Origin of the sequence: Nocardia vulneris (assembly GCF_001613425.1) — a bacterium.
GTDB lineage: Bacteria > Actinomycetota > Actinomycetes > Mycobacteriales > Mycobacteriaceae > Nocardia > Nocardia vulneris.
In genome coordinates, this window is the sequence record NZ_BDCI01000004.1 from 570,724 (window position 1) to 592,273 (window position 21,550).

The 21,550-nt window shown below is 68.6% G+C and carries 21 protein-coding genes; 10 read left to right on the top strand and 11 right to left on the bottom strand.

All coding sequences use genetic code 11. The annotated features are described in order from the left end of the window. Nucleotide 1: 1 nt before the first annotated feature. The gene (locus NVU01S_RS08590) at nucleotides 2–1,078 is read left to right on the top strand and encodes an AraC family transcriptional regulator (RefSeq protein ID WP_244467073.1); all 1,077 of its coding nucleotides are present in this window, start codon (nucleotides 2–4) and stop codon (nucleotides 1,076–1,078) included. A 20-nt stretch (nucleotides 1,079–1,098) separates the two neighbouring features. On the opposite strand, the gene NVU01S_RS08595 is transcribed toward NVU01S_RS08590, so the two are convergent. Further along, nucleotides 1,099–1,668 carry a TetR/AcrR family transcriptional regulator gene (locus tag NVU01S_RS08595; RefSeq protein ID WP_043663125.1) on the bottom strand — a complete coding sequence of 190 codons (570 nt, stop codon included), beginning with the start codon at nucleotides 1,666–1,668 and terminating at the stop codon, nucleotides 1,099–1,101. Nucleotides 1,669–1,794: 126 nt separating this feature from the next. On the opposite strand from NVU01S_RS08595, the gene NVU01S_RS08600 reads away from it, so the two are divergent. Beyond that, entirely contained in the window at nucleotides 1,795–3,225 is a 1,431-nt protein-coding gene (locus NVU01S_RS08600; protein ID WP_244467072.1) for an MFS transporter, read from the top strand. Between the two features lie 142 nt (nucleotides 3,226–3,367). Beyond that, complete coding sequence (locus NVU01S_RS08605) at nucleotides 3,368–6,328, top strand: AfsR/SARP family transcriptional regulator (RefSeq protein ID WP_052280082.1); 2,961 nt, start codon at nucleotides 3,368–3,370, stop codon at nucleotides 6,326–6,328. Nucleotides 6,329–6,574: 246 nt separating this feature from the next. Here the strand turns inward: NVU01S_RS08605 and NVU01S_RS08610 are convergent, their stop codons facing one another. The 3 genes from NVU01S_RS08610 to NVU01S_RS08620 form a co-directional block, all read right to left on the bottom strand. Then, a complete protein-coding gene (locus NVU01S_RS08610) occupies nucleotides 6,575–7,564 on the bottom strand; it encodes a zinc-binding alcohol dehydrogenase family protein (RefSeq protein WP_209444742.1) in 990 nt (329 codons plus the stop codon). A 5-nt stretch (nucleotides 7,565–7,569) separates the two neighbouring features. Then, complete coding sequence (locus NVU01S_RS08615) at nucleotides 7,570–8,028, bottom strand: MarR family winged helix-turn-helix transcriptional regulator (protein ID WP_043663122.1); 459 nt, start codon at nucleotides 8,026–8,028, stop codon at nucleotides 7,570–7,572. A 1,367-nt stretch (nucleotides 8,029–9,395) separates the two neighbouring features. Further along, nucleotides 9,396–10,835 (bottom strand): alpha/beta hydrolase, encoded by a 1,440-nt coding sequence (locus tag NVU01S_RS08620; protein WP_052280081.1) that lies wholly within the window; start codon nucleotides 10,833–10,835, stop codon nucleotides 9,396–9,398. Nucleotides 10,836–10,906: 71 nt separating this feature from the next. On the opposite strand from NVU01S_RS08620, the gene NVU01S_RS08625 reads away from it, so the two are divergent. Then, nucleotides 10,907–11,509, top strand: coding sequence for a TetR/AcrR family transcriptional regulator (locus tag NVU01S_RS08625; RefSeq protein ID WP_063825202.1), 603 nt, complete (start codon nucleotides 10,907–10,909; stop codon nucleotides 11,507–11,509). Here NVU01S_RS08625 and NVU01S_RS08630 read toward each other — a convergent pair. Then, a complete protein-coding gene (locus tag NVU01S_RS08630) occupies nucleotides 11,418–12,422 on the bottom strand; it encodes an RNA polymerase subunit sigma-70 (protein WP_052280080.1) in 1,005 nt (334 codons plus the stop codon). The two genes, NVU01S_RS08625 and NVU01S_RS08630, sit on opposite strands and share 92 nt — an antisense overlap. 129 nt (nucleotides 12,423–12,551) lie before the next feature. Between NVU01S_RS08630 and NVU01S_RS08635 the strand changes: the two genes are divergently transcribed. Continuing rightward, nucleotides 12,552–13,040 (top strand): YdcF family protein, encoded by a 489-nt coding sequence (locus tag NVU01S_RS08635; protein ID WP_043663597.1) that lies wholly within the window; start codon nucleotides 12,552–12,554, stop codon nucleotides 13,038–13,040. 37 nt (nucleotides 13,041–13,077) lie between these two features. Further along, nucleotides 13,078–13,803, top strand: a complete 726-nt coding sequence (locus tag NVU01S_RS08640; protein WP_043663116.1) for a VIT1/CCC1 transporter family protein — start codon at nucleotides 13,078–13,080, stop codon at nucleotides 13,801–13,803. 54 nt (nucleotides 13,804–13,857) lie between these two features. Here NVU01S_RS08640 and NVU01S_RS08645 read toward each other — a convergent pair whose 3' ends face one another. Then, the gene (locus tag NVU01S_RS08645) at nucleotides 13,858–15,060 is read right to left on the bottom strand and encodes an alpha/beta hydrolase family protein (RefSeq protein WP_043663112.1); all 1,203 of its coding nucleotides are present in this window, start codon (nucleotides 15,058–15,060) and stop codon (nucleotides 13,858–13,860) included. 109 nt (nucleotides 15,061–15,169) lie between these two features. Between NVU01S_RS08645 and NVU01S_RS08650 the strand changes: the two genes are divergently transcribed. Continuing rightward, nucleotides 15,170–15,796 (top strand): TetR/AcrR family transcriptional regulator, encoded by a 627-nt coding sequence (locus NVU01S_RS08650; RefSeq protein WP_043663109.1) that lies wholly within the window; start codon nucleotides 15,170–15,172, stop codon nucleotides 15,794–15,796. A gap of 62 nt (nucleotides 15,797–15,858) precedes the next feature. On the opposite strand, the gene NVU01S_RS42365 is transcribed toward NVU01S_RS08650, so the two are convergent. Genes NVU01S_RS42365 through NVU01S_RS08655 form a run of 3 tightly spaced genes read right to left on the bottom strand, consistent with a single transcriptional unit; the run spans nucleotide 15,859 to nucleotide 16,659 of the window. Next, a complete protein-coding gene (locus NVU01S_RS42365) occupies nucleotides 15,859–16,032 on the bottom strand; it encodes a CsbD family protein (protein ID WP_082031774.1) in 174 nt (57 codons plus the stop codon). 9 nt (nucleotides 16,033–16,041) lie between these two features. Beyond that, a complete protein-coding gene (locus NVU01S_RS44155; protein ID WP_014982167.1) occupies nucleotides 16,042–16,197 on the bottom strand; it encodes a DUF6131 family protein in 156 nt (51 codons plus the stop codon). Nucleotides 16,198–16,221: 24 nt separating this feature from the next. Beyond that, nucleotides 16,222–16,659, bottom strand: coding sequence for a hypothetical protein (locus NVU01S_RS08655; RefSeq protein WP_156161374.1), 438 nt, complete (start codon nucleotides 16,657–16,659; stop codon nucleotides 16,222–16,224). A gap of 166 nt (nucleotides 16,660–16,825) precedes the next feature. On the opposite strand from NVU01S_RS08655, the gene NVU01S_RS08660 reads away from it, so the two are divergent. Next, complete coding sequence (locus NVU01S_RS08660; RefSeq protein ID WP_029892241.1) at nucleotides 16,826–17,017, top strand: cation transporter; 192 nt, start codon at nucleotides 16,826–16,828, stop codon at nucleotides 17,015–17,017. A gap of 43 nt (nucleotides 17,018–17,060) precedes the next feature. Here the strand turns inward: NVU01S_RS08660 and NVU01S_RS08665 are convergent, their stop codons facing one another. Beyond that, entirely contained in the window at nucleotides 17,061–18,638 is a 1,578-nt protein-coding gene (locus tag NVU01S_RS08665; RefSeq protein ID WP_043663107.1) for a Na+/H+ antiporter, read from the bottom strand. Between the two features lie 150 nt (nucleotides 18,639–18,788). Here NVU01S_RS08665 and NVU01S_RS08670 point away from each other — a divergent pair, with 150 nt between their 5' ends. Beyond that, a complete protein-coding gene (locus tag NVU01S_RS08670) occupies nucleotides 18,789–19,961 on the top strand; it encodes a cytochrome P450 (RefSeq protein WP_063775906.1) in 1,173 nt (390 codons plus the stop codon). On the opposite strand, the gene NVU01S_RS08675 is transcribed toward NVU01S_RS08670, so the two are convergent. After that, a complete protein-coding gene (locus NVU01S_RS08675) occupies nucleotides 19,962–20,960 on the bottom strand; it encodes a DUF418 domain-containing protein (RefSeq protein ID WP_043663105.1) in 999 nt (332 codons plus the stop codon). A 122-nt stretch (nucleotides 20,961–21,082) separates the two neighbouring features. Between NVU01S_RS08675 and NVU01S_RS08680 the strand changes: the two genes are divergently transcribed. After that, nucleotides 21,083–21,529: a MarR family winged helix-turn-helix transcriptional regulator gene (locus tag NVU01S_RS08680; protein ID WP_043663102.1), complete on the top strand. Its 447-nt coding sequence runs from the start codon at nucleotides 21,083–21,085 to the stop codon at nucleotides 21,527–21,529. Nucleotides 21,530–21,550: the final 21 nt, after the last annotated feature.

Sequence of the window (21,550 nt, forward strand, 5' to 3'; positions counted from 1 at the left end):
TGTGCTGCGGCGCGACACCGCATTCTTGACTTTGCGCGACAACTATTTGATTCTGTACGACATGTCGGTCATCCGTTCCGCCGGACTGCGCGGATTCCGCGCGACCGTCGCAGAGCTGGGCGGCGACGCCGAACAACTGGCCGCCGCCTGCGGGTTGCCGGTCGCCGCGCTCGACGCCGACGACCTGCTCATCCCCGATCACGCGCTCGCCTCGGTGCTGGAACTGGCGGCGCGCCGGCTGGACTGCCCCGACCTCGGCCTGCGCATCTCGCTGCGCCAAGACCTCGACATGCTCGGCCCGCTCGCGTTGGCCATCCGGAATTCCCCTTCATTGACCGGCGTGCTGGAATGCTCGGCACGCTATCTGTTCCTGCATGCGCGCGCACTCACCCTGACCGGCGAGTCGGACCCGTACGGCGACCGCGGCGTGATCGCCCTGCGCTACGGCGTCCAACCGGGCCTGGCGATTCCCACCCAGGCCACCGATCTGGGACTCGCGTTCGTGCACCGCACGATTCAGCGCCTGGTGGACGGCAGTTACGGGCTGCGCTCGGTCGAGTTGCCGTATCAGCCCGCGGCGCCACTCGCCCGCTACGAAGAGTTCTTCGGTGCGCCGGTGCGGATCAAACGGCCCTACGCGGCGCTGCGCGTCCCCCGCGATCTGCCGACCCGGCCACTGAGCGGCGGGGACGAGAAGCTGCACCGGCTGGCGATGGCGTTCCTGGCCGAGCAGGCGGGCGGGGTCGGCGCCTCCGCGGTGCCGCAGGTCCATGCCGCGGTACAGCAGCTGCTCGGCACCCTGCCGCCCGAAATCGGCTCCGTCGCAAAACTTCTCAACATGCATCCGCGAACTCTGCAACGCAGGCTCGCGGCCGAGCACACCTCGTTCGCCGCGATCCTGGACGACGTGCGCCGCGCCGAGGCCCGCCGCTACCTCACCACCACCGACATGCCGATGAGTCAGGTCGCCTCGCTGATCGGCCTCTCGGAGCAGGCGACCTTCACCCGTTGCTGCCGGCGCTGGTGGGGCACGACGCCGACCGCGGTCCGGCGCGACCACTCGGTGGTTCGCGCGTGAACACGGCTGTCCGGCAACAACTATCGCGCCGTGCGCAGACCATCCAAGGTGACCGCGAGCATCCGCGGAGCGGCTTCGGGTGTTTTCTCGCACGCGGCGCCGATACCGTGCCCGAAGCGCAGTAGATCGCGCGGTTCGACGTCGGCGCGGATCGCGCCCGCGGCCTGCGCGGGCTGCAGCAGGGCGGCGGCCGCGTCGGTGATCGTCGCGCGACACAGGGTGAAGACCTCCGACTCGTGGTCCATCACCGCTTTCAGGGTCGTGACGAGGTTGTGCCGGTCCATCACGTACTCCACCAGGGCTTGCATCCACTGCGCCAAAGCATCGGCGGGAGAGTGTTTTTCGAGCAGCTCGTAGGCGCGTCGGCTCAGCCCCTCGAGGCTGGAGCGGTAGACGGCCTCGATCAGCGCGTCCCGATTCGGGAAATGCCGGTACAGCGTCCCGGGACCGACCTGAGCTTGGCGCGCGATGTCGTCCAGCGGTGCCTGCGGACCGTGCGCCGCGAACGCCTCGCGGGCGCACTCGATGATCCGTTCATAGTTGCGCCGCGCATCGGCCCGCATCGGCCGTGCCGCCGTCGGTGCGCCCATGAACCCTCCAGTAGAAACGGATGGACTCTCCGCTTAGTCTTGCATAAACGGAGAAACTCTCCATATGATAGCCCCGTCGGAAGCGGAGACTATCTCCGTTTAGCTCACGACTCGACGGAGCATTCTTTGTCCACGAACACCCTTACCGCGGGAACACCCGCGTCCATCGCCGGAACCAAGCCGTTCCGATCGGGATCGGTGCTGGTCACCCTGCTGACCTGCCAGCTGATGATCGTCCTCGACATCACCGTCATGAACGTCGCGCTGCCGCGCATTCGCACCGATCTGGAGTTCAGCGCGACCGGGTTGTCCTGGGTCATCAACGTCTACGCCCTCACCTTCGGCGGGCTGCTGCTGCTCGGCGGCCGCGCCGGCGACCTGTTCGGCAGGCGCAAGCTGTTCATCATCGGGACGGCCCTGTTCACGGTGGCCTCCCTCGCCGGCGGGCTGGCGCCCTCGGCCGCGTGGCTGATCGGCGCGCGTGTCGTGCAGGGCATCGGGGCCGCGATGGCGGGGCCGAACACCCTCGCGCTGCTCACCACCACCTTCAGCGAACCGAAGGCCAGGATGCGTGTGCTCGCACTGTTCTCGGGGATGTCGAGCGCGGGCTTCGCGATCGGCCTCATCGTCGGCGGGCTGCTCACCGAATGGCTGAGCTGGCGCTCGGCCCTGTTCATCAACGTGCCGTTCGGGCTTGCCGTCGTGGTGTTCGCGCTGCGGTACCTGCCCGATGCGCCGCGCAGGCCCGCGCGCCTCGACCTGCCGGGCGCGGTGACGGCGACCGCCGGTGTCGCGGTGCTGGTCTACGGGTTCATCAGCGCCGCGGCCAACGGCTGGGGCAGCGAGACCACCGATATCGCCCTGGCGGCGGGCTTGCTACTGCTCGCCGCGTTCCTGGTCATCGAACTGCGCACCGCGCAACCCCTGCTGCCGCTGCGGCTGTTCCTGGACCGCGATCGGGCGGCCGGTTACGCCAATATCTTCTTCGGCCCGATGGCGGGCATGTCGATGTTCTTCTTCCTCACTCAATACCTCCAGGAGGTGCGCGGGTTGAGCGCGCTGGCAACAGGTTTCGCGTTCTTGCCGACCGCGGTGCTGATGTTCACGATGATCAGGCTGATCCCCCGGCTGCTGCCGCGGTTCGGCCCGAAGCCGGTGACCATGCTCGGTTCGGCGCTGATGCTGTCCGGACTGGTCCTGCTCACCCAGCTGACCGCCGAATCCGGGTACTTCCCGCTCCTGTTCGCCGCGATGGTTTTGATGGGACTCGGTATCGGCCTGGCCTTCTCGCCGCTGGGCGTGATCATCATGGCCAACGTGCCGGGCGAGGACGCCGGCGCGGCGGGCGGCGCGATGCAGACCCTGCAGCAGACCGGATCGGCGCTCGGCCTGGCGATTCTGGTGACCGTCTTCGGCACCGCGGTCCGCGAGGCGTCGGGCTCGGCGCACGAGGTTCTGGTCAGCGGGATCACCACGGCGTTCGCCGCGGCGTGCGGTATAGCCGCCCTGACCTTCCTCGTGGCACTGACCTTCCGCAGCACCCGATTCGCCGCCTGACCTCGCCGGATACCGCGCCGAGGAGAACACCGCGACGGCCGCCGCGGCCTCCCGCGCGGACGGGACACGCGGCGACTGATCGCATGAACCGGACAACGCGCCACGGCGCCACGTAAACTCCCAGCGTTCGGGAGGTCGGTTGGTGCATTTCGAGGTGTTGGGCGAGGTCAAGGGGTGGCGCGGGGAGGCGCCGCTGCACCTGGGACCTCCGCAGCGCAGGGCCGTGCTCGCGGCCCTGCTGCTGCGTGCCGGAAACGCGGTGACCGCGGCCGAGTTGGTCGAGGGGATCTGGGGCGAGCGGCCGGTGCCGCGCGCGATCGCGGCGCTGCGGACCCACGTCGCGCAGCTGCGCCGCGCACTCGAGCCCGGCCGCGCGGCCCGGGCGCCCTCGACCGTGCTGGTCTCGGTCGGCGACGGCTACGCGCTGCGCATCGCGCCCCAGGCCACCGATGTGGCGGAGGTGGAACGGCTCGTCGCGGCGGCCGGGCAGGTCCGGGACCGCGATCCCGCCGCGGCCCGCGCGAAACTGGTTGCCGCCCTGAGCAAATGGCAGGGCAATGCGCTGAGTGGACTGCCGGGACCGTTCGCGGAACGGCAACGGATCCGGCTCGAGCAGTGGCGGCTGGCCATCCTGGAGGATCGGCTCGCCCTCGATATCGAGACCGGTCACAGCTCGGCCGCCGTTGCCGAACTAGGCCCGCTGATCGAGGAATACCCACTGCGCGAACGCTTCCGGGCGCTGCTGATGACCGCGCTGTATCACTGCGGACGGCAGTCCGACGCACTGCACGCGTACGCCCAGGCTCGACGGGCCCTGGTCGACGGGGTCGGGGTAGAGCCGGGGCCGGAATTGTCAGTGGTGCACGAGCGGATCCTGCGCGGGGCGATGCCGCCGATCGCCGCGAGCGGCGGCTCCGACGCGCCGTCCGACTCGTCCAGCGGGACCGCCGCGTTCGAATCGACGACCCGATCGGGTGCGGGCATCGAACGCGGGCTCGATCCCGTACCCGCGCAATTGCCGCCCGATATCGCCGATTTCACCGGACGCGAGCAACTCGTCGCCGAACTGGCCGACCAGTTGACCGGTGCGGGTAGCGCCGTGGCGATCTCGGCGGTCGGCGGCATGGGCGGGGTCGGCAAGACGACACTCGCACTGCACGTGGCACATCGGGTGCGGGATCGGTTCCCGGACGGGCAGCTGTACGCCAACCTGCACGGTGTCGACCCGGTACCCACTCCCCCGGGCGCCGCGCTCGGCGGCTTCCTGCGGGCGCTCGGCGTCGCCGAGGGCGATATCCCCTCGACGGTGGACGAGCGTGCCGCCGAGCTGCGAACCAGGCTGTCCGGCAAGCGAATCCTGATGGTGCTCGACAATGCCAGGGACTACAGCCAGGTGGCGCCGCTGCTCGCCGGGTCCGCGGTGCTGATCACCAGCCGATCCGCGCTTACCGAACTACCCGCGGTGACCCGCACCCGGCTCGACGTGCTCGACGAGGCGGAGGCGACGACGCTGCTCGTGCACATTCTCGGCGCGGATCGGGTCGCCGCCGAGGCGGAGTCGGCGCGGGAGGTGGTGGCCCAGTGCGGGTTCCTGCCGCTGGCGGTGCGCATCGTCGGGGCTCGGCTCGCGGTCCGGCCGCAGTGGACGATCGCGTCGTTCGCGGCGCGGCTGGCCGACGAGAAGAACCGGCTGGACGTGCTCAAGACCGGTGAACTCGCGGTGGAGGCCGCGTTCCATCTCGGCTACGGTCAGCTCACCGAGCGCCAGGCCAAGGCATTTCGCACGCTGGCGCTCGCGCAGGTGCCCGACCTCTCGGTCGACGGCATCGCGGCGATCCTCGGCCTCACCGAACCCGAGGCCGAGCAGGTGTGCGAATCACTGGTCGATCTCAGTCTTTTGGAGACCACCACGCCCGGCCGCTACCGATTCCATGATCTGCTGCGCCTTTTCGCGTGCGGGCTGGCCGACGAGGACGAATCGGCCGTGCTCGTCCGCGTGCTCGACTACCACCTCGCGAGTGCGCGCAATCTGCTCAGCGCGATCGACTACAGCAACACGGCCCGCCTGCTCGTCCCGACCACCGCGGCGGGTCGCGCGTTCTGCGGCGGCTCGGATGGCCAGGCGTGGAACGACATCGAGCGCCCCGTCGTGATCGCGCTGCATCAGCAGGCGGCCCGCATCGGTGGACGCGCGCTGGAGGTGGCGGCCGATCTCGCCTGGGTGATGGCCGAACTGATGGACGCGGGCACCCGCGCCCGGGAGCTGTCCCGCGCGCTGGAGTCGTTGCTGGACACCGCCATTGTCGAGGACAATCACGGCGCCGAACGACGGATCAGGACGGCGCTCGGCGCGCTGCTCCAGGTGGGCCTCGGGGAGGTCGAGGCGAGCCTGCCGCATCTGCGTGCGGTCTCGGGCCCGACGACGAGCGATGTCGAGCGCAGGCTCTCGGTGCTCGCCTCGGTATTGCTCGGCGTCGCCGCCCGGCGGCTCGGCGATGCCGACGCGTCGCATCGGCATTTCGAGCACGCGACCGAACTCACGCGCGCGCTCGGCGATCGGTCGATGGAGGCGTGGTGCCTGGCCCTGGTCACCCGGACCTACTGCGAGGCAGGGCAATACGAGGAAGCGGTGCGGATGGCGGGCCGGGCGATCGCGCTGGCGCGGGAATCGTCGAACCCGGTGGCACTCGGCTGGGCCACCCATGAGCTCGCCGCGACGCTGTCGATGCGCGGCGAGCACGGTCGCGCCATCGAGCTCGGCACCGATGCGGTGCACGCGGCGCAGCGCAACGGGGTACGCCTGTGGGAGGGCTGGGCCCGCACCAGGCTGGCCCAGATCCAGCTGCGGGCGGGCAATGTGGCCGAGGCGCAGGCGAACGCGGCGGACGCGCTGCACCTGCTGACCAAAGCCGCCGATCCGATCGATCGGGCTCGCGCGATGGCCTTGCACGCGGCCGCGCTCGCGGCACAGGGCAGGCGGGCGCGCGCCGAGCAGGAGTTCCGCGAGGCGGCCGAGATCTTCCGTCGCGCCGGACTCTCGGCGCCGACCATCGATCGGCTGTTCGGCACCGGCGGGCAGAACCCCGAGTCGGCGGGCGAATAATAACGAACGTTTATTCGATATTTATCGGTTGCTGAACAACAGCTGGCATTCTGCTTTATCGATGTGACCACACCATCGCCAGTGGTGGACAGGGATGATCCGTGCGGAACTGGGACCGCCCGGAAACCGAGACCGGGAGGGCGGGGCCGGGACCGCGTCCACTCGCGTTCGAGGGGTGCGCGAGGCGCAGCGCGTGCCCGTTACTCGACCCCTGTCCACCACCCTTCTCCCTGTTCCAGGCGGAACTCACAGCGCGACAACCAATTTGCCGGTCGCTGCGCCGGATTCCAGGTAGGCGTGGGCTTCTCGGATCTGCTCGAGCGAGAAAACGCGATCCACCGGAACGGTGCTGCGGCCGGCCGCCACCGCATCGAGGAAACCCTGCAGGATGTCTGCCGGGAGGTCGCTCGCGTCGCCGCCGTAGGCGGTGAGTCGCACGCCCTGCGGCAGATAACCGATGGGATAGAAGTTCTCGACTATCCATTCGTTGGACAGCATCCCGGTGAAGCAGACGACGCCGTGGACCTTGGTGGCGCGCAAGGTATCCGGCAGTGTCGGCGTGCCCACCAGTTCGAGTGCGGTATCGACGCCGTCGGGGAACAGCTCGCGGACCCGAGCGGCGACCGCGCCGTCATCGATCAGCACATGATCGACGCCGAACTGGTGCAGCGCTTCGGCTTTCGCCGGATTCCGGGTGGTGGCCAGGACCGTCATGCCGCGCTGAGCGGCCAGCACGGCGGTGGCCGCGCCGACCGAGGAACTGCCGCCCCGGATCAGGATCGACTGCCCCGGCCGACCATCGAGGCCGATGGTCAAAGAACCGTAGGCGGTTTGCAGCATCTCCGGGACCGCGCCGAGGGTGGGCCAGGCCAGCGAGCTGGTGAACGAAAGCACCTGACCGGCCGGGACACAGGTGTATTCGGCGTACCCACCGTCGAAGGTGCGGCCCATACCGCCCATCATCGCCATCACCTGACTGCCGACCGCGAATTCGCCGCCGGGACAGGCGGCGACGACGCCGGTCGCCTCGATGCCCGGCACCCGCGGAAACGTCACTCCTTCCGCCAGACCCAGTCTGGTGTGCAGCTCGGACCGGTTGAGCCCGAACGCTTTCACCTGGATCAGCACCTCACCCGGCCGGGGCGCAGGAACCGGCAGCTGCCGCACGTGCAGGGCCTCGACCGGGCCGGGGCCATCGAGCACGACGGCGCGCATGGTGTCGGGAACAACGGACATTCGAATCACTCCTTGTAGTTCTCCGCCGCAGCGGCGGAGTTGGCGGAACGGAGCAGGCGCAACGTGGCGTCGAGCCGCTCCAGCGAGTCGGGGCCGAGAACGGCTCCGACCCGTTCGGCGAGTTCTGCCTCGGCGGTCGCGGTGGCGGCGCGAAGCATGCGGGTACCGCTGGGCGTCAACGTGATTCGCGGCGATCGGCCGTCCGCCGGATCCCGGGTACGTTCGGCATAACCGGCCGCCTGCACCCGATCCACGATTTTGCTGGCACCACCCTCGGTGATCGTCAACGCCTCGGCGACGTCCCGCACCCGCGCCCCACCGAGCCGATCCGCGACGCGCATCATCTCGAACCACGGCACCGGAAGCTCGTGCTCGGCCCGCAACCGACGCTCCACGGCGTTCCACAGCAGGATCTCGACCCGCACCAGCTGGTCGAACAGTTCGACCAGACGCGCTTCCGGCATTCGACACTCCATTCCCTGTCACGTTGCTTTGCCTGTTCGGGCTGTGGGTTTTGCAGCTCCGGATGGGATCTACCGGGATTACCCCGCGTCGACTCCGCAGATATTGTTTCCATGGAATGGAACGTGAGAGGGGTGTCGTTTGTTCCTCGCGTCGTCAGGCGAGGGTGGGGTTCTGGAGAGAGTTGCGTTTGGGGTGGTGGGGTTCCGGAGAGAATGTTGCGTTCGGGGTGGTTAGGTTCTGGAGAGAAAGTTGCGTTTGGGCTTGTTGGCTGGCTCCCGAAGTTCGCCGGGCACAGTCAGGTGTTCCTGCCGCGGGAGTTACACGGATAGTGCTGGGCGCGTCGGGTGCCGTTCCCGGCTGTAGGCGCGCGCCGGGTGCGCGGTGTCGCGTCCCGGCGTGGTCGCCTGGCTGTGGTGCCGTTCTCGAGCGCTTCTTTTCGGGGGCGGGCGGATGGTGTGCGGGCGCTTTGGGATCTGCACCAGTTCTCGGGACTTGCACCGGTTGTGGGCGTCCAGAAAGGGTGTAGATCCCGAGAATTGGTGCAGCTGTGGGGTTTCCGCGTGTCGACACGCACCAAGCTGTCGCTTGGTACATGCCGACCCGGGGCTTCTGACGTGATCAGCTGCGCGTGATAGTGCGGCCGGGGGCTTCACAGACCGTCTCTACGGTTCACAGCAGCTGCACCCCCTGTGAACCGCATGGAAACTCTGTGAACCCCTACTACTTGTCGCTTGGTACACAGCGACCTGGGGCGGGTTTCCGGCGCGATCGGCTGCGCGCGATAGCGCAGCCGGGGGCTCCACAGACCGTCTCTACGGTTCACAGCAGCTGCACCCCCTGTGAACCGCATCGAAACTCTGTGAACCCACCCACCTATCTGCCGCTTGGTCCAGACAAACCCGACCACCCTCCCTTTCCCAAGCCGCTCGAGACGCAACCACAGCCAGATGACCACGCCGGAACCAGACACCGCGCACCTGACCTGCACCTACAGCCGGGTACGGCACACGACGCGCCCAGCATAATCCGGTGCAAACCTGGGACGGGCTACACATCACGGGTAGTCGCCACGCCCAAAACCCGCACCGCCCAGTCAAACTCAGCACGCCAAGTCCGACGCGCACACCTGGTACGGGCTACGCCTTCACGGGTAGTCTTCACGCCCAAAACTGCCACCACCCAACCAGACTCGACACACCAAGTCCGCGCGAGAGCCTGGGACGGGCACACCATCACGGGCAGCCATCACGCCTAAACCCCTACGGCCCAGCTGAACTCAGCAGACCTGTCCGGCCTGTGAACCTGGGGCGGGGCACCACCACGGACAGTCGCGCTTGGACCGAGCCGCCCGGCTGCGGGGACGGGCTTACGGGCAGGTTGTTCTGCGGTCTGGCACGACTCCGTCGCGCAGGTAGGCGTTCACTGTTCGGTCGACGCAGGCGTCTACTCCGCCGTAGGCGCCGTGGCCGACGCCGTGGTAGGTGAGGAGGAGGGCGGAGGGGAGGGCTTGGGCTAGTTCGGTTACCCAGGCGAGGGGGGCTTCTGGGTCGCCGGTGTTGCCGATCAAGAGGATGGGGGGTGCGCCTGCGGCGCCCAGTGGGGCGCGGCCGACGCCGTGGACCGGCCAGTAGGTGCATTCGGCTAGGCGGAGGGCGGTCAGTTCGCCGAAACGTGGTGCTGTCGCCGCGAACTCGGGCAGTAGGGCGCGGACGTGGGCGACGGAATAGACGTCCGGGTAGTCGGCGCAGTTCGCGGCGGTGTTGATGGCGGCGAAGTTGGAGCGGGTGCCGTCGGGGCGCAGGCCGGCGAAAAGGTCGGCGTAGCCGACGAGTTCGTCGCCGCTGCCGGAGATGGCTTGGGCGAGGGCAGTGATCAGGTGCGGCCAGGCCTCGGGCGCGGCGGCACCGAGACCCAGTCCGGCGGTCGCGACCGATCGGGTGAGCGGTGTACCGCGCCCGGTGGGCAGCGGCGACATCTCCGTGCGGGCGAGGAAGTCGTCGACCCGGTCCAGCGCCTCCGCCACGGTTGCGCCGAGTGGGCAATTCCCCTGGGCGACACAGAAAGCGAGGAAGTCGCGCAGTGCTGTCTCACTGCCCGCGGACTGATCTAGCAAGCTCTGCCGAAAGGTGCGCAGCGGGGTGCCGGGCGCGTCGAGCAGCATGCGTCCGACCCGCTCCGGGAAGAGCGTGGCGTACGCGGCACCGAGCTGCCCGCCGTAGGAGACGCCGAGGTAGTTGAGCCGGTCGTCATTCACCGCGGCCCGGACGAGATCGAGATCGCGCGCGGAGTCGAACAATCCGACGTGCGGCAGCAGGTCCCCGGAACCAGCAACGCACGAGTCGGCGAATTGCCTGCTGCTCGCGTCGATCGCGTCCCACTCCGCGTCTGTGCGCGGAACGCGTTCGGGCAGTGCGGTTTCCGTGCAGACGACCGGGGTGCTGCGACCCGCCCCGCGCGGATCCCAGGACACCAGGTCGTACCGGTCGAGCAGGGCGGAGAACCGGGTGGCTACGCCCCCAACGGTTTCCAGGCCGGAACCGCCGGGTCCGCCGGGGTTGTAGACCAACGAGCCGAGCCGCTTCGCCGGATCGGCGCTGCGGGTGCGGATCAGCGCGAGCTCGATCGTGCCCGCACCGGGATCGCGATAGTCCCGGGCGGCGGCGATCGTCGTGCATTCCCACTGCCGTCCGTCGTCCGCGACGCCCGGACACGGCGACCACGCGGGCCCGGCCGGGCCGGACGGCGCTGCCGAACAGGCCCCGGCGGCGAGCGCCACGACCGCGAGTACCGCCCCGAACCACCGCATCACCGTTCTCCGCTTTCTCAGCACGACTGTATTGGTAATGAAAGCTAGCACAGTTGTGTTACAAATACGAGGTGGCTCGAACCGTGGACCAGCAGGCGCACCAGCAGCGACGGCACGCGATCGCCGAAGCCGCGTGGCGGGTGATCCAGCGCGACGGACTCGAACACGCCTCGGTACGCAAGGTCGCCACCGAGGCCGGGGTGTCGATGGGCAGCCTGCGGCACTACTTCTCCACCCAGTCCGAGTTGCTCGCGTTCTCGCTCGGCATGGTCGGCGAGGGCATGATGGACCGGATCCGGCAGCTGGACCTGGCCGCCGACCCGGTCGACCGAGCGGCGCAGATCCTGCTCACCGGCCTACTGCCGACCGGCCCGCGGCAACATACGGTGACCAAGGTCTGGCTGGCCTTCCTGGGCCGCGTGCTGACCGAGCCCGCCTTGCGGCAGAGCAGCGACGAACTGTACGATGCCACAGCGGAACTCGTCGCGTGGGTGCTCGACGAACTCGCCGCGAGCGGAGTCCTGCGCGCCGGCCTCGATCTCGAACGGGAAGCCCAACGGCTCTATGTCTTCGTCGACGGCCTCACCGTGCAAGCCCTGATCCGCCCGGAAAAGGTTCCCCCGGAACGTGTTCGGGCGCTGCTCCGCGAGCACCTCGATCAACTGTGCCGCTGAGCTCCGCGGGAAAGCCGAAGGCGGGGACCAGCGTAGGGTCACCGAAGGCGACGATCCGACGGATGACGTCGGGCGTGGTCGTCAAGACGGCAACGCCGAAAGCCCGGTAGTACCCCGGGCTTTCGCGCCGATACGCCACCGCGGCGGGCTGTCCGTTCGCGGCGGTCGGATACAGCACCCAGTCCCCCGGCACACCGAGCGCCCGGGCCGCGAGATACGCCATGCAGGTGTGTTTGCCGCGGAACCAGGTCCGCGCGGGCGGCATCTCGAGCACGGCGTCGCGATGCAGCAGCCGTTCCAGCGCGACCGCATCGGAGCGCTCGAATGCGGCGATGTACTCGTCCAGGAGCGCGCGTTGAGCGGGTTCGGTCGGCGGCACGACGTGTTCTGCCCCGGCAGCGGTTCGGTCGAGCCGCGCGCGGGCGCGCGGCAGGGTGCTCTTGACGGCGGCGGTGCTGGTGTCCAGGATCGTCGCGACTTCCGCGGCGGACATGCCGAGCACGTCGCGGAGCAGCAGCACCGCACGCTGGTTCTCGGTCAGCGATTGCAGACAGTGGATGAGTGCGAGCCGCAGACTGTCCCGGCTGACGGCCACGCTCGCCGGATCCGCAGCGTCGTCGGTGACGAGCGCGTCGGGCAGCGGCTGCACCCAGCCGATCCAGGACGCCGCCAGGGCCGGCTCGGCGTAGGGGTCGTCGCTCGCGGCGCCGAGCCCGGCGGGCAGCACACGGTGGGCACCCGCCGCCAATGCGGTCAGGCAGGCGTTGGTGGCGATCCGATACAGCCAGGTACGCACCGAGGACCGTCCTTCGAACGTGCCGAACGACCGCCACGCCCGCAGATACGTCTCTCGGACGAGATCCTCCGCGTCGTGCACCGAGCCGGCTGCCGAGCGGTTGATCGTGCGGATCACACCGGAACGGGTGTATGCCTTCCCACCTGCGTGAAATCGGCAGGGGCGTGGGGTTGGGTATCGTCTGCGGATGTGGCCGGCCTGCGACGAGCGGGGATCTTCTTCGGTGCCCTGCTCGCCCTGGTGGTAATGATCGGGGCCGCGGGGTGGCCGGTGTACGTCCGTCCGCAGCTCGACCCGCTGCGGCGCGCCGATGCCATCGTGGTGCTCGGCGGCACCGCGTACGAACGTTTCGATCTCGGGCTGGAGCTGGCCGAGCGCGGATACGCGCCCACGCTGTTGATCTCGCGCTCTACCGGCCCGGACGATCACGAGATGGACAAATACTGCGCGGGCCGTTTCGAATTCACCGTCAGCTGCTTCATTCCGGATCCGTGGACGACCGAGGGCGAGGCGCAGGAGATCCGGCGGCGCGCACGGCAATTCGGCTGGCGGCACATCATCGTGGTGACCTACACGCCGCACGTCTCCCGGGCCCGCTACATCGTGCAGAAGTGCTTCGACGGCGAGGTGACCATGGTGGCCAGTCCGAGCGCTTCGGGGCTGCGCTTCTGGGCCTGGATGTACCTGCGGCAGTCGGCGGGGTACCTGCGGGCGTTCCTGTCACCGGGTTGCTGAACCGGATTTCGGCCCGCGCGCGGCTAGTCTTCGACACATGGCCGAATCCGCCGCCGCGGGACCACACCCGCACGAACCCCACGCTGAAGGGCTGGCGTCCAAGCTGAACTGGTTGCGCGCCGGGGTGCTCGGCGCAAACGACGGGATCGTCTCCACCGCGGGCCTGGTGGTCGGCGTCGCGGCGGCGACCACCAGCACCGGCGCGATCTTCACCGCGGGCATCGCGGGCCTGTCGGCGGGCGCGATCTCGATGGCGGTCGGCGAATACGTATCGGTCAGCACGCAACGCGATTCCGAACGGGCACTGCTCGCCAAAGAGCAGCGGGAACTGCGCGAGGAACCCGAGTACGAACTGGCGGAGCTGGCCGGGATCTACGAGGCCAAGGGCCTGTCCCCGGAGACGGCCCGCCAGGTCGCCGCGGAGCTCACCGCGCACGACGCGTTCACCGCGCACGCCGAAGTCGAACTCGGCCTGGACCCCACCGAACTGACGAATCCCTGGCACGCGGCGCTGTCCTCGGCGGTGTCGTTCACCGTGGGCGCACTGCTGCCGCTGCTGGCGATCCTGCTGCCGCCGGTCTCGGTGCGCATACCGGTGACCTTCGCCGCGGTGATCGTCGCGCTGGCGCTCACCGGCTCGGTCAGCGCACGCCTCGGCGGCAGCGCGCCCGGTCGCGCGGTGCTGCGCGTGGTGCTCGGCGGTGTGCTGGCGATGGCCGTCACCTACGGTATCGGTCAGCTGGCGGACGTCGCGGGCATCTGATATCCCTGCTGTCGCGCAGGCTGTTCCGGTGCGAGACAGCAGGCAGACGAGCCGTCAGTGCGCGGCGAGCGTGGTGTCGAGCCAGTCGAAGATGCGCTGGTTGGTGAGCGTCGTCGCGCCCATGTGGCAGTGCGCGCCCGCACCCTCGGCCTCGGTGCCGACGATCAATTCCTTCGGGCAGGCGAGCGCCTTGTAGACGCGCTGCGGCTCGCCACGGAAGAACAGATCGTTCTCGGCGTCGAGCACCAGTGTGGGACATTCGATGCGGTGCACGATCCCGACCAGCGTGTACGGCTTGGTCTTGCGGATGTAGTCGGCCGCCGATTCCGCGCCGAAGGTCCAGATGCCGTTGCGCAGCGCCCAGCGCACGGTGGTGTCGTAGGCCATCATCAGCCCGGCGACCGCGAGTGCTTCGGCATCCTGATTCGATTCGATCCACTCGGTCAGGAACGGGGGCATCATGCGCACGTTCGACCCGTGGTAGTCGAAGAGTCCGTCATTGAGCACGAGCGCCGCGAGGCGATGTTCGAACGCCGCGGCGCGCGCGACCAGATATCCGCCCAAGCTGTAGCCGTACAACGCGATTCGGTCCGGGTCGATCGTGGGCACAGTCCGCGCGAAGTCCACCACCGGCGTGATCACCGCCTCCCAATCGTGCCGGAACGGCAGGCCCTGTTCACGAATCACCTGTCCCTGTCCGGGACCGTCGAAGGCGAGCACGTGGTAGCCGCGCGCCACCGCCGCGGCGGCGAGCACGAACCAGGACTCCTCCAGCGTGGAGTCGAAGCCGCTGTTGAAGATCACCGTCGGCCGCGGCTCGGCGGAATCATCGGCCAGGTAGAGGTAGCCGGGAAGTTCGGTGTCCTGGAACGGAATCGCCACCCGCCGCACCGGCGTCTCGAACAATTCGGCTGCCTGCGCGAAGGTTTCGCGCGAGCGCCGGGAAAGCTCCTGCGCCACCGCATCACCGGCCGGGTTGTCCCGCAGGTAGAACTCGGCGGTGCGGTAATAGTTCGAGGCCCGAAGCAGGGACTCGCGCGCGCTCACCCGGTGTCCCTTGGCCAGGCAGTCCGAGCCGATCGCGTGCACCCGCTCGGCGGTGGCGCGCCACTCGCGCAGCCAGGCCGCCTCGTCACCGTCGTCGATCCGGCGCGCGGTCGCCAGCACCTCGCCGAGCTCGGCGCCGTCGTGGCGGGCGAAACCCGCCGAGCGCAGCGTCTCGAAGTCGAACGATTCATTGTCGAACAGGAATTTCATGGCTCTACCTCGGCATTTGCGTCGATACGATTGCGTTTCGTCGTGCAAGCGTCACGGTACGGCGAACTACGACGAAACGCAACCGTGTCGTCGTTGCTATGCTGAGCCGATGACGGAGCCGACGACCGACCGCAAACGCGCCCCGGCCGGCGCCGCGGTGATGCAGCCACAGGTCACCGCCGCGATCACCCGGGCGGCGTTCACCGAGCTGGCCGAGCTCGGGTACGGGAAGCTGACGATGGAGGGAGTCGCGCGGCGCGCAGGCGTCAGCAAGCCGACGCTGTACCGGAGGTGGCCGACCAAGGAGCAAATGGTGCTCGCACTCGTCGAACGGGTCGCGGTGGCCGCCGCCGACGTCCCCGACACCGGATCGCTGCGCGGCGATCTACGCGCGTTCCTCGCCACGACGGCAAGCGGATTCAGTCATCCGCTGGCGGCCCGGATCATCCCCGACCTGCTCGCGGAAGGCGTTCGCACGCCCACCATCGCCGAAAGCTTGCAGTCGGTCGGCCACAGTCGCCGGGCGAAGGTCGCCGAGTTGCTGCACCGCGCCATCGATCGCGGCGAACTGCCGGCGGATCTGGATCTCGAACTCGCCCTGGACCTGTGCATCGCTCCGCTCTTCTGGCGAAAGCTGTTGGGCGGCAATCCGACCGGCGACGACTATCTGGACAAGCTGGTGCACACACTCATCACCGCATTCACCGGAGCGGGCGCCACCGACAAGAAGTCTTGACAGCGAAACACGACGAAGGCCGAGGGGTACGGTGCGCCCCTCGGCCTTCGTCGGTGCTCAGGTCAGCGCTTGAACGCGTCCCGGAATTTGTCCGCGGCCCGTTTCAGGTTGCCCCGGGCCTGTTCTCGGCGACCTTCGCCTTCCAGGCGCCGGTTTCCCGTGGCCCGGCCATAGATTTTCTTGACGTTGCCCCGGGCGGCCTGCACCTGGTGCGCGATCCGGTCTTCGAACTTCATGGTCGGTCCCTAGTAATACCAGCGACGACCACCGACGGGGCGGCCCACCGAACCCGCGACCATCAGCACCAGGCCGACGATGAGGATGATGATTCCGGCGGTGGTGAGCAATCCGATTCCGAGCAGCCACCCGGCGATGAGGAGGATGAGTCCGAGAATAATCATTGTCGTATTTCCTTTTCTCTATGATTATTTCGACGTCGGCGCCTGCGCGCGGGGCGCGCTGCCGGCATGTACTGCGTCACCGGACGGAGCTGTGGCAGGTCGACGAGTGAACCGGCCCCAGACCGACTCGCGAGGCGGTTGCGTCGCGGGTTCGGTGGACGGACGCACGAGGGGCTCCTTACGAGCCGGTGCCGTGGTGTTGCCGAGATCGCGCCGCACCGCCGCGATTTCACGCCGAGACTGCTTCAGCTCGCGTCGCGCCACCATGCTCCGGCGGGAAACCCGCCAAGCACCCGTCAGTACCAGGGCTAGTCCGATCGTCCCGATAGCGCCGAGAACGATGCCGTAGCCGAACAGCAAACCGCTGGAGCCGTGGAAGTGGAAGTCGAAAACCGCGAAATCATCTGGCAGTAAATGACCTTCGCCGCTGTTCGCCACCACACCGGCGACGCCGACAGCCACCGCGGCAATCAGGACGACGAGCCCTATGATGATGATCATGACAATCCTGTTGCGTCGAGTTGTTTGACAAACCGGCTATTCCCGGGGCCGCGACAACCAAACGTAGGAAATCGAACTCGACCGCTCGACGGCGTTTGCACGCCTCGATTCGGTCTATTCGGAGGACATGACCTACACGATCACCCTGCACAACGTTACACGCGAGTCCGCTTCGGCCATCGAATCCCAGCTGCGCGGCGTCAACGGTGTCGACTCCGTCGATATCGACGTTCCGTCGGAGACCGCCCTCGTGAACTCCTCCCTCACCTACGGCGAAGTACTCGACGCGATCCGCCAGACCGGCGTCGCGGCAAGCTGATTCGATCTTGGCGCCTGCTGCCGGCGTAAGGGAGACCCCTCGTTCAACGCCCGCCGAGATCGAGACGCCTGGTCACCCGGTCGACCAGATCCGGCGGCATCCCGGGCTCCCGGCGCGCGGCGAGCGCCTCGCGTCGGCCGGCCTCCACGACATCGTCGCGGATAGCTCGTAATTTCTTGGCCACCTTCATGTTTCGCTCTGTCTCGGCTTTGGCATCGGCGTCCGCGGCCTGCGGGTCGGCGCGCGCCATCCGCTGGCGCAGGCTGTCGCGGAATCGCTCGTAATACTCTTCGGGGAGATGCTGTTCTGCCGCAATCTCTTTCAAGCGGGACAGTTGCGCTTTGACGACTCGCTCCCACAGTTGGCGTTCGAGTTCACGTTCCCGCTTGGTGTCGGCGTGCACCCCGGTCAGGCGGACCACCAACGGCAGGGTCGGGCCCTGGAGCAGCAGGGTGAACAGGACGACCACGAACGCGGTGAACAGTATCTCGGTCCGGCCGGGGAAGTCGGCGCCGTCGTCGGTGACGATCGGAATCGCCAGCGCCAGTGCCACGGTCGCCACTCCGCGCATTCCGGCCCACCAGGTCACGATCGTCTCGCGCCAGGTGTAGGGCTCGTCGGCGTCGGTCTTGCGCCACCAGGTGCGTCCGAGGGCCCACGTGGTCAAGAGCCAGACCAGCCGGAGCCCGACGACGACCGCGACCACGGCGGCCGCGCCGCCGAGCAACCGCGGCCAGTCGTCGCCGGTGGCCTCCAGCACCGCGCCGAGTTCCAGTCCGATGAGCCCGAAGGCGAAGCCGCTCAACAGCATTTCGGCGATGTCCCAGAACGAGTCGCCGACCATCCGATAGTCCGGATCGCCGAATTCGGTGACCGCGTCGGTCAGATACAGCGCGCAGACCAGCACGGCGAGCACGCCGGAACCGTGCAGCTGCTCGGCGAGCCCGTAGGCCGCGAACGGCAACAGCAGGCTCAGCGCCACCCGCCATGTCGCCTCGCCGAGGTAGTCGGTCAGCTTGCTGCCCGCGACGCCGAGCACCAGGCCGACGAGGACGGCGACCACCGCCGAGACAACGAATTCCGCCGCTGCCCGCGGTGCGGAGAAATGCCCGCTGACCACCGCCTGGATCGCGACACCGTAGAGCACGATCGCGGTGACGTCGTTGAAGAGTCCTTCGCCGCCGAGCACCACCACCAGACGCCGGGGCAGGCCGAGGCTGCCCGCCAGCGCGGTCGCGGCGACCGGATCAGGCGGTGCGACAAGCGCTCCCAATGCGAAGGCGGCCGCGATCGGCAGGCCCGGATACCACGCGTGGAAGACCGCGGCCACCGCCGCCGCGGTCGCGATCACCAGACCGATGGCGCGCAATGCGATCGGTCCCCAGTTCTCCGCGAACTGCCGCCACGAGGTTCGCCGCGCCGCGGCGTACAGCAGCGGCGGCAACACCAGCGGCAGGATCAGATCGGGCGCGACGTCGACCCGGGGTGCGAACGGCAACAGCGCCACCACACAGCCGAACACCGTCATCAGCACGGCCGAGGCGACGCCGATCCGGTTGGCCAGCGGCTCGGCGAGGATCGCGGCGAACAGGATGACCAATATCAACACCAGCTGGTCCATGACCGTCCAGTCTGCGGCGCGCCGGACGGGTTGCCGGTCCGGCGCGCCGTACCGGCGCGATCCCGCTGTCGGCGCATGGCCTCGTCTGCCGACTGCCGACCCCGCCCGGCCACCGAGAAGCGCTGCCACACAGTGCGAGAGGATGACGCCGTGACGGACTTGTTCGGGGCCGGGTTCGCGGCGTACCCGTGGGCGACGTTGGCACGACTACGCGACACGGGCGGCGTACACCGGATCACGACACCGGACGGCCCGCCCGCGTGGCTGGTGACCAGGTACGCGGACGTGCGCGCGGGGCTGCTCGACGAGCGGCTGGCGATGAACGTCCGGCACGCGGGCGACGGCGAGTACCGCGGCTTCACCCTGCCCCGGCCACTGGACACCTACCAGCACGCCGAACCCGCCGACCATGCGCGCCTACGCCGGATCGTGACCGGCGAGCTTTCACCACGCCGCCTCGCCCAGTGGACGGAACTGGCCCCCGAGCTGGTCGATTCCTTTCTGCGCGAGGTGGATTCAGGAGCCGAGCTCGATCTCGTCGCGCAACTGGCCGTGCCGCTGCCCGCCGCGGTGCTGGGCGAACTGCTCGGATTGGGTGCCTCCGAGCGTGCGGCGATGCTCGGTTGGGCCGAGGCCACCCTGTTGCCCTCGGCCACTCCCCCGCGCGCCAGAGACACGCTGAGCACCATGGTCGCGATCATCGAAGCCACGATGGACCGGGCCCGCGCCGAGCCCGGCGACTCGTTGCTGGGCAGGCTCGTCGCCGCGCACACCACGGCGGGGACGTTGAGCGCGGACGAACTGGGTGGGCTGCTGTTCTATCTGCTCTTCGTCTGGTACGAAGTGCTGGTCGATCTGGTGACCGGAGCTACCCTGGCCTTGCTGGAATTCCCCGATCAGGCACGTCTGCTCCGCGACACTCGGGAAAAGCACTCGGCCGTGGACGAACTACTGCGCTACCTGTCGCCGCAGGTACTCGCCGCCCCGCGGTACGCGACCACCGAACTCACCATCGGCGCGCAGACCATCCGCGCCGGACAGACCGTGCTGCTCTGCCTCGCTTCGGCCAACCGCGACCCCGAAACATTCGGCCGCCCGGACGAATTGGACCTCACCCGGGCCCCGCACGCGCAACTCGCCCTCGGTTACGGCGCGCACGCGTGTCTGGGCAACGCGCTGGTACGCACGCTGGGCGCGGCCACACTCGACCAGCTGTTCACCCGCTGGCCGGACACCACGCTGACGGTCGACGCGCGAGAGATCCCGTGGCGCTCCGGTTTCCGGCATCGCGGCCCGCTCACGCTGCCGGTGCGTCTGGGCTGATCACCACCGCCGGCTCGGCTCGGGCTTGCGCCGCGCCGGCACCAGCTCCCACCAGGTCACGCAGCGCCACAACCATTCCAGCGGGCCGTAGCGGAACAGTTTCAGCCAACCCCAGCTGAATGCCGCCTGGACCGCGATGATCGCGACCGCCAGGCCCAGCAGCAGGGCGTACCGGTTCGACCCGGTCAGTCCGATGCGTGGTGCGATCAGCAGCACCAGCGCCGTCGCGGACACATAGTTGGTGAGCGCCATCCGGCCGAGGGGTTCGAGCACCTCCGAGACGACCTCGCCGAGCTCGGTGCGCAGCACGAGCAGCAACCCGGTCAGATACGCGAGCGCGCCGCACAAGCCCGCGACCGACGGGATGTTGCTGGCCAGCAGGTCCAGATACGGAATACGGAACTCCCACACCGCCGTCGCCACGGCGGCGGGCAGGGCCAGCGCGAACGCCACCGCGAGCTGCCCGCCGCGCTCGTCGAGTGTGTCGGCGACCCCGTAGCGGGCGGTGGCGAGGCCGAGCAGGAACAGACCCGGCACCAGACCGAACCCGCCGCCGAGCGCCACCGCGACCCCCACCGCCACCAGTCCGAGCAGCAGCACCAGCCAATCCGGCAGGCTCGCGGCGGGCAGCAGGATGACCAGCCCGACGATCGCGTAAGGCACCAGGGCCTCGCCGGGTTGGAATTGGTGATGGACGAACCCGAGCACGCCGAGGGCGAGCAGGCGACGGATCAGCACCAGTCGAGGACGATCGGTGCGCGCCGCGGCGCTCTCCAGGAACAGCGCGAAGCTGAGTCCGAACAGGAACGAGAAGATCGGAAAGAACCGTCCTTCGAACAGGATCGAGAGGACGTGCCGCAGCGGCACCATCTCGCCGGGCGCCTTCACCGCGGTCATGTCGGTGAGCTGCCAGATATTGACGACCAGGATCCCGCACAGGGCGAATCCGCGCACGGCATCGAGTTCGTGGATACGTAATCGGCCGGGGTCGTTGTGCATGCGTCTCAAATTAACCACCGCACCCGCGGGAACCGTGCATCTGCGGACGAGATGTCGCCCACATACTTCATGCACTAACTGTTTGTGCGTTAATCTTAGGCACGAGCCCACAAGGAGGACAGATGGAGATCGAGGATCCACTGCAGCTCGATCGGCAGGTCTGCTTCGCGCTGGCCGTGGCCAATCGCGCGGTGCTCGCCGTTTACCGGCCGCTGCTCGAACCGCTCGGGCTCACCCATCCGCAATACCTGGTGATGCTCGCGCTGTGGGGCGAGGCGCCGATGTCGGTCAAAGCGATCGCCGAGGCGATCCAGTTGGATTCACCGACCCTGTCGCCACTGCTCAAGCGGCTGGAGAGCGCCGGGCTGATCAGCCGGGAACGAGACAGCCGCGACGAGCGCAACCTCGTCGTGAACCTCACCCCGGCCGGGGTCGCCCTGCGCGAGCAGGCCCTGCAAATTCCGCCCGCCGTCGTCGAGCGGCTCGGCGTGACCCTGACCGATCTCGAGGAACTGCGTGACGTACTCCACCGTGTCAACGCCGCGGCCCGTCGCGCCGTGCCCGCCTAGTTCGCCCCGACCGCCTGCGAG

Coding starts and splice junctions, on each gene's coding strand:
- NVU01S_RS08675 (WP_043663105.1), bottom strand. CDS start 20,960: ATGCACAACGACCCCGGCCGATTACGTATCCACGAACTCGATGCCGTG.
- NVU01S_RS08615 (WP_043663122.1), bottom strand. CDS start 8,028: ATGCCGGAAGCGCGTCTGGTCGAACTGTTCGACCAGCTGGTGCGGGTC.
- NVU01S_RS08660 (WP_029892241.1), top strand. CDS start 16,826: ATGACCTACACGATCACCCTGCACAACGTTACACGCGAGTCCGCTTCG.
- NVU01S_RS42365 (WP_082031774.1), bottom strand. CDS start 16,032: ATGAAGTTCGAAGACCGGATCGCGCACCAGGTGCAGGCCGCCCGGGGC.
- NVU01S_RS08645 (WP_043663112.1), bottom strand. CDS start 15,060: ATGAAATTCCTGTTCGACAATGAATCGTTCGACTTCGAGACGCTGCGC.
- NVU01S_RS08620 (WP_052280081.1), bottom strand. CDS start 10,835: ATGCGGTGGTTCGGGGCGGTACTCGCGGTCGTGGCGCTCGCCGCCGGG.
- NVU01S_RS08635 (WP_043663597.1), top strand. CDS start 12,552: ATGATCGGGGCCGCGGGGTGGCCGGTGTACGTCCGTCCGCAGCTCGAC.
- NVU01S_RS08650 (WP_043663109.1), top strand. CDS start 15,170: ATGACGGAGCCGACGACCGACCGCAAACGCGCCCCGGCCGGCGCCGCG.
- NVU01S_RS08680 (WP_043663102.1), top strand. CDS start 21,083: ATGGAGATCGAGGATCCACTGCAGCTCGATCGGCAGGTCTGCTTCGCG.
- NVU01S_RS08640 (WP_043663116.1), top strand. CDS start 13,078: ATGGCCGAATCCGCCGCCGCGGGACCACACCCGCACGAACCCCACGCT.
- NVU01S_RS08665 (WP_043663107.1), bottom strand. CDS start 18,638: ATGGACCAGCTGGTGTTGATATTGGTCATCCTGTTCGCCGCGATCCTC.
- NVU01S_RS08595 (WP_043663125.1), bottom strand. CDS start 1,668: ATGGGCGCACCGACGGCGGCACGGCCGATGCGGGCCGATGCGCGGCGC.
- NVU01S_RS08610 (WP_209444742.1), bottom strand. CDS start 7,564: ATGTCCGTTGTTCCCGACACCATGCGCGCCGTCGTGCTCGATGGCCCC.
- NVU01S_RS44155 (WP_014982167.1), bottom strand. CDS start 16,197: ATGATTATTCTCGGACTCATCCTCCTCATCGCCGGGTGGCTGCTCGGA.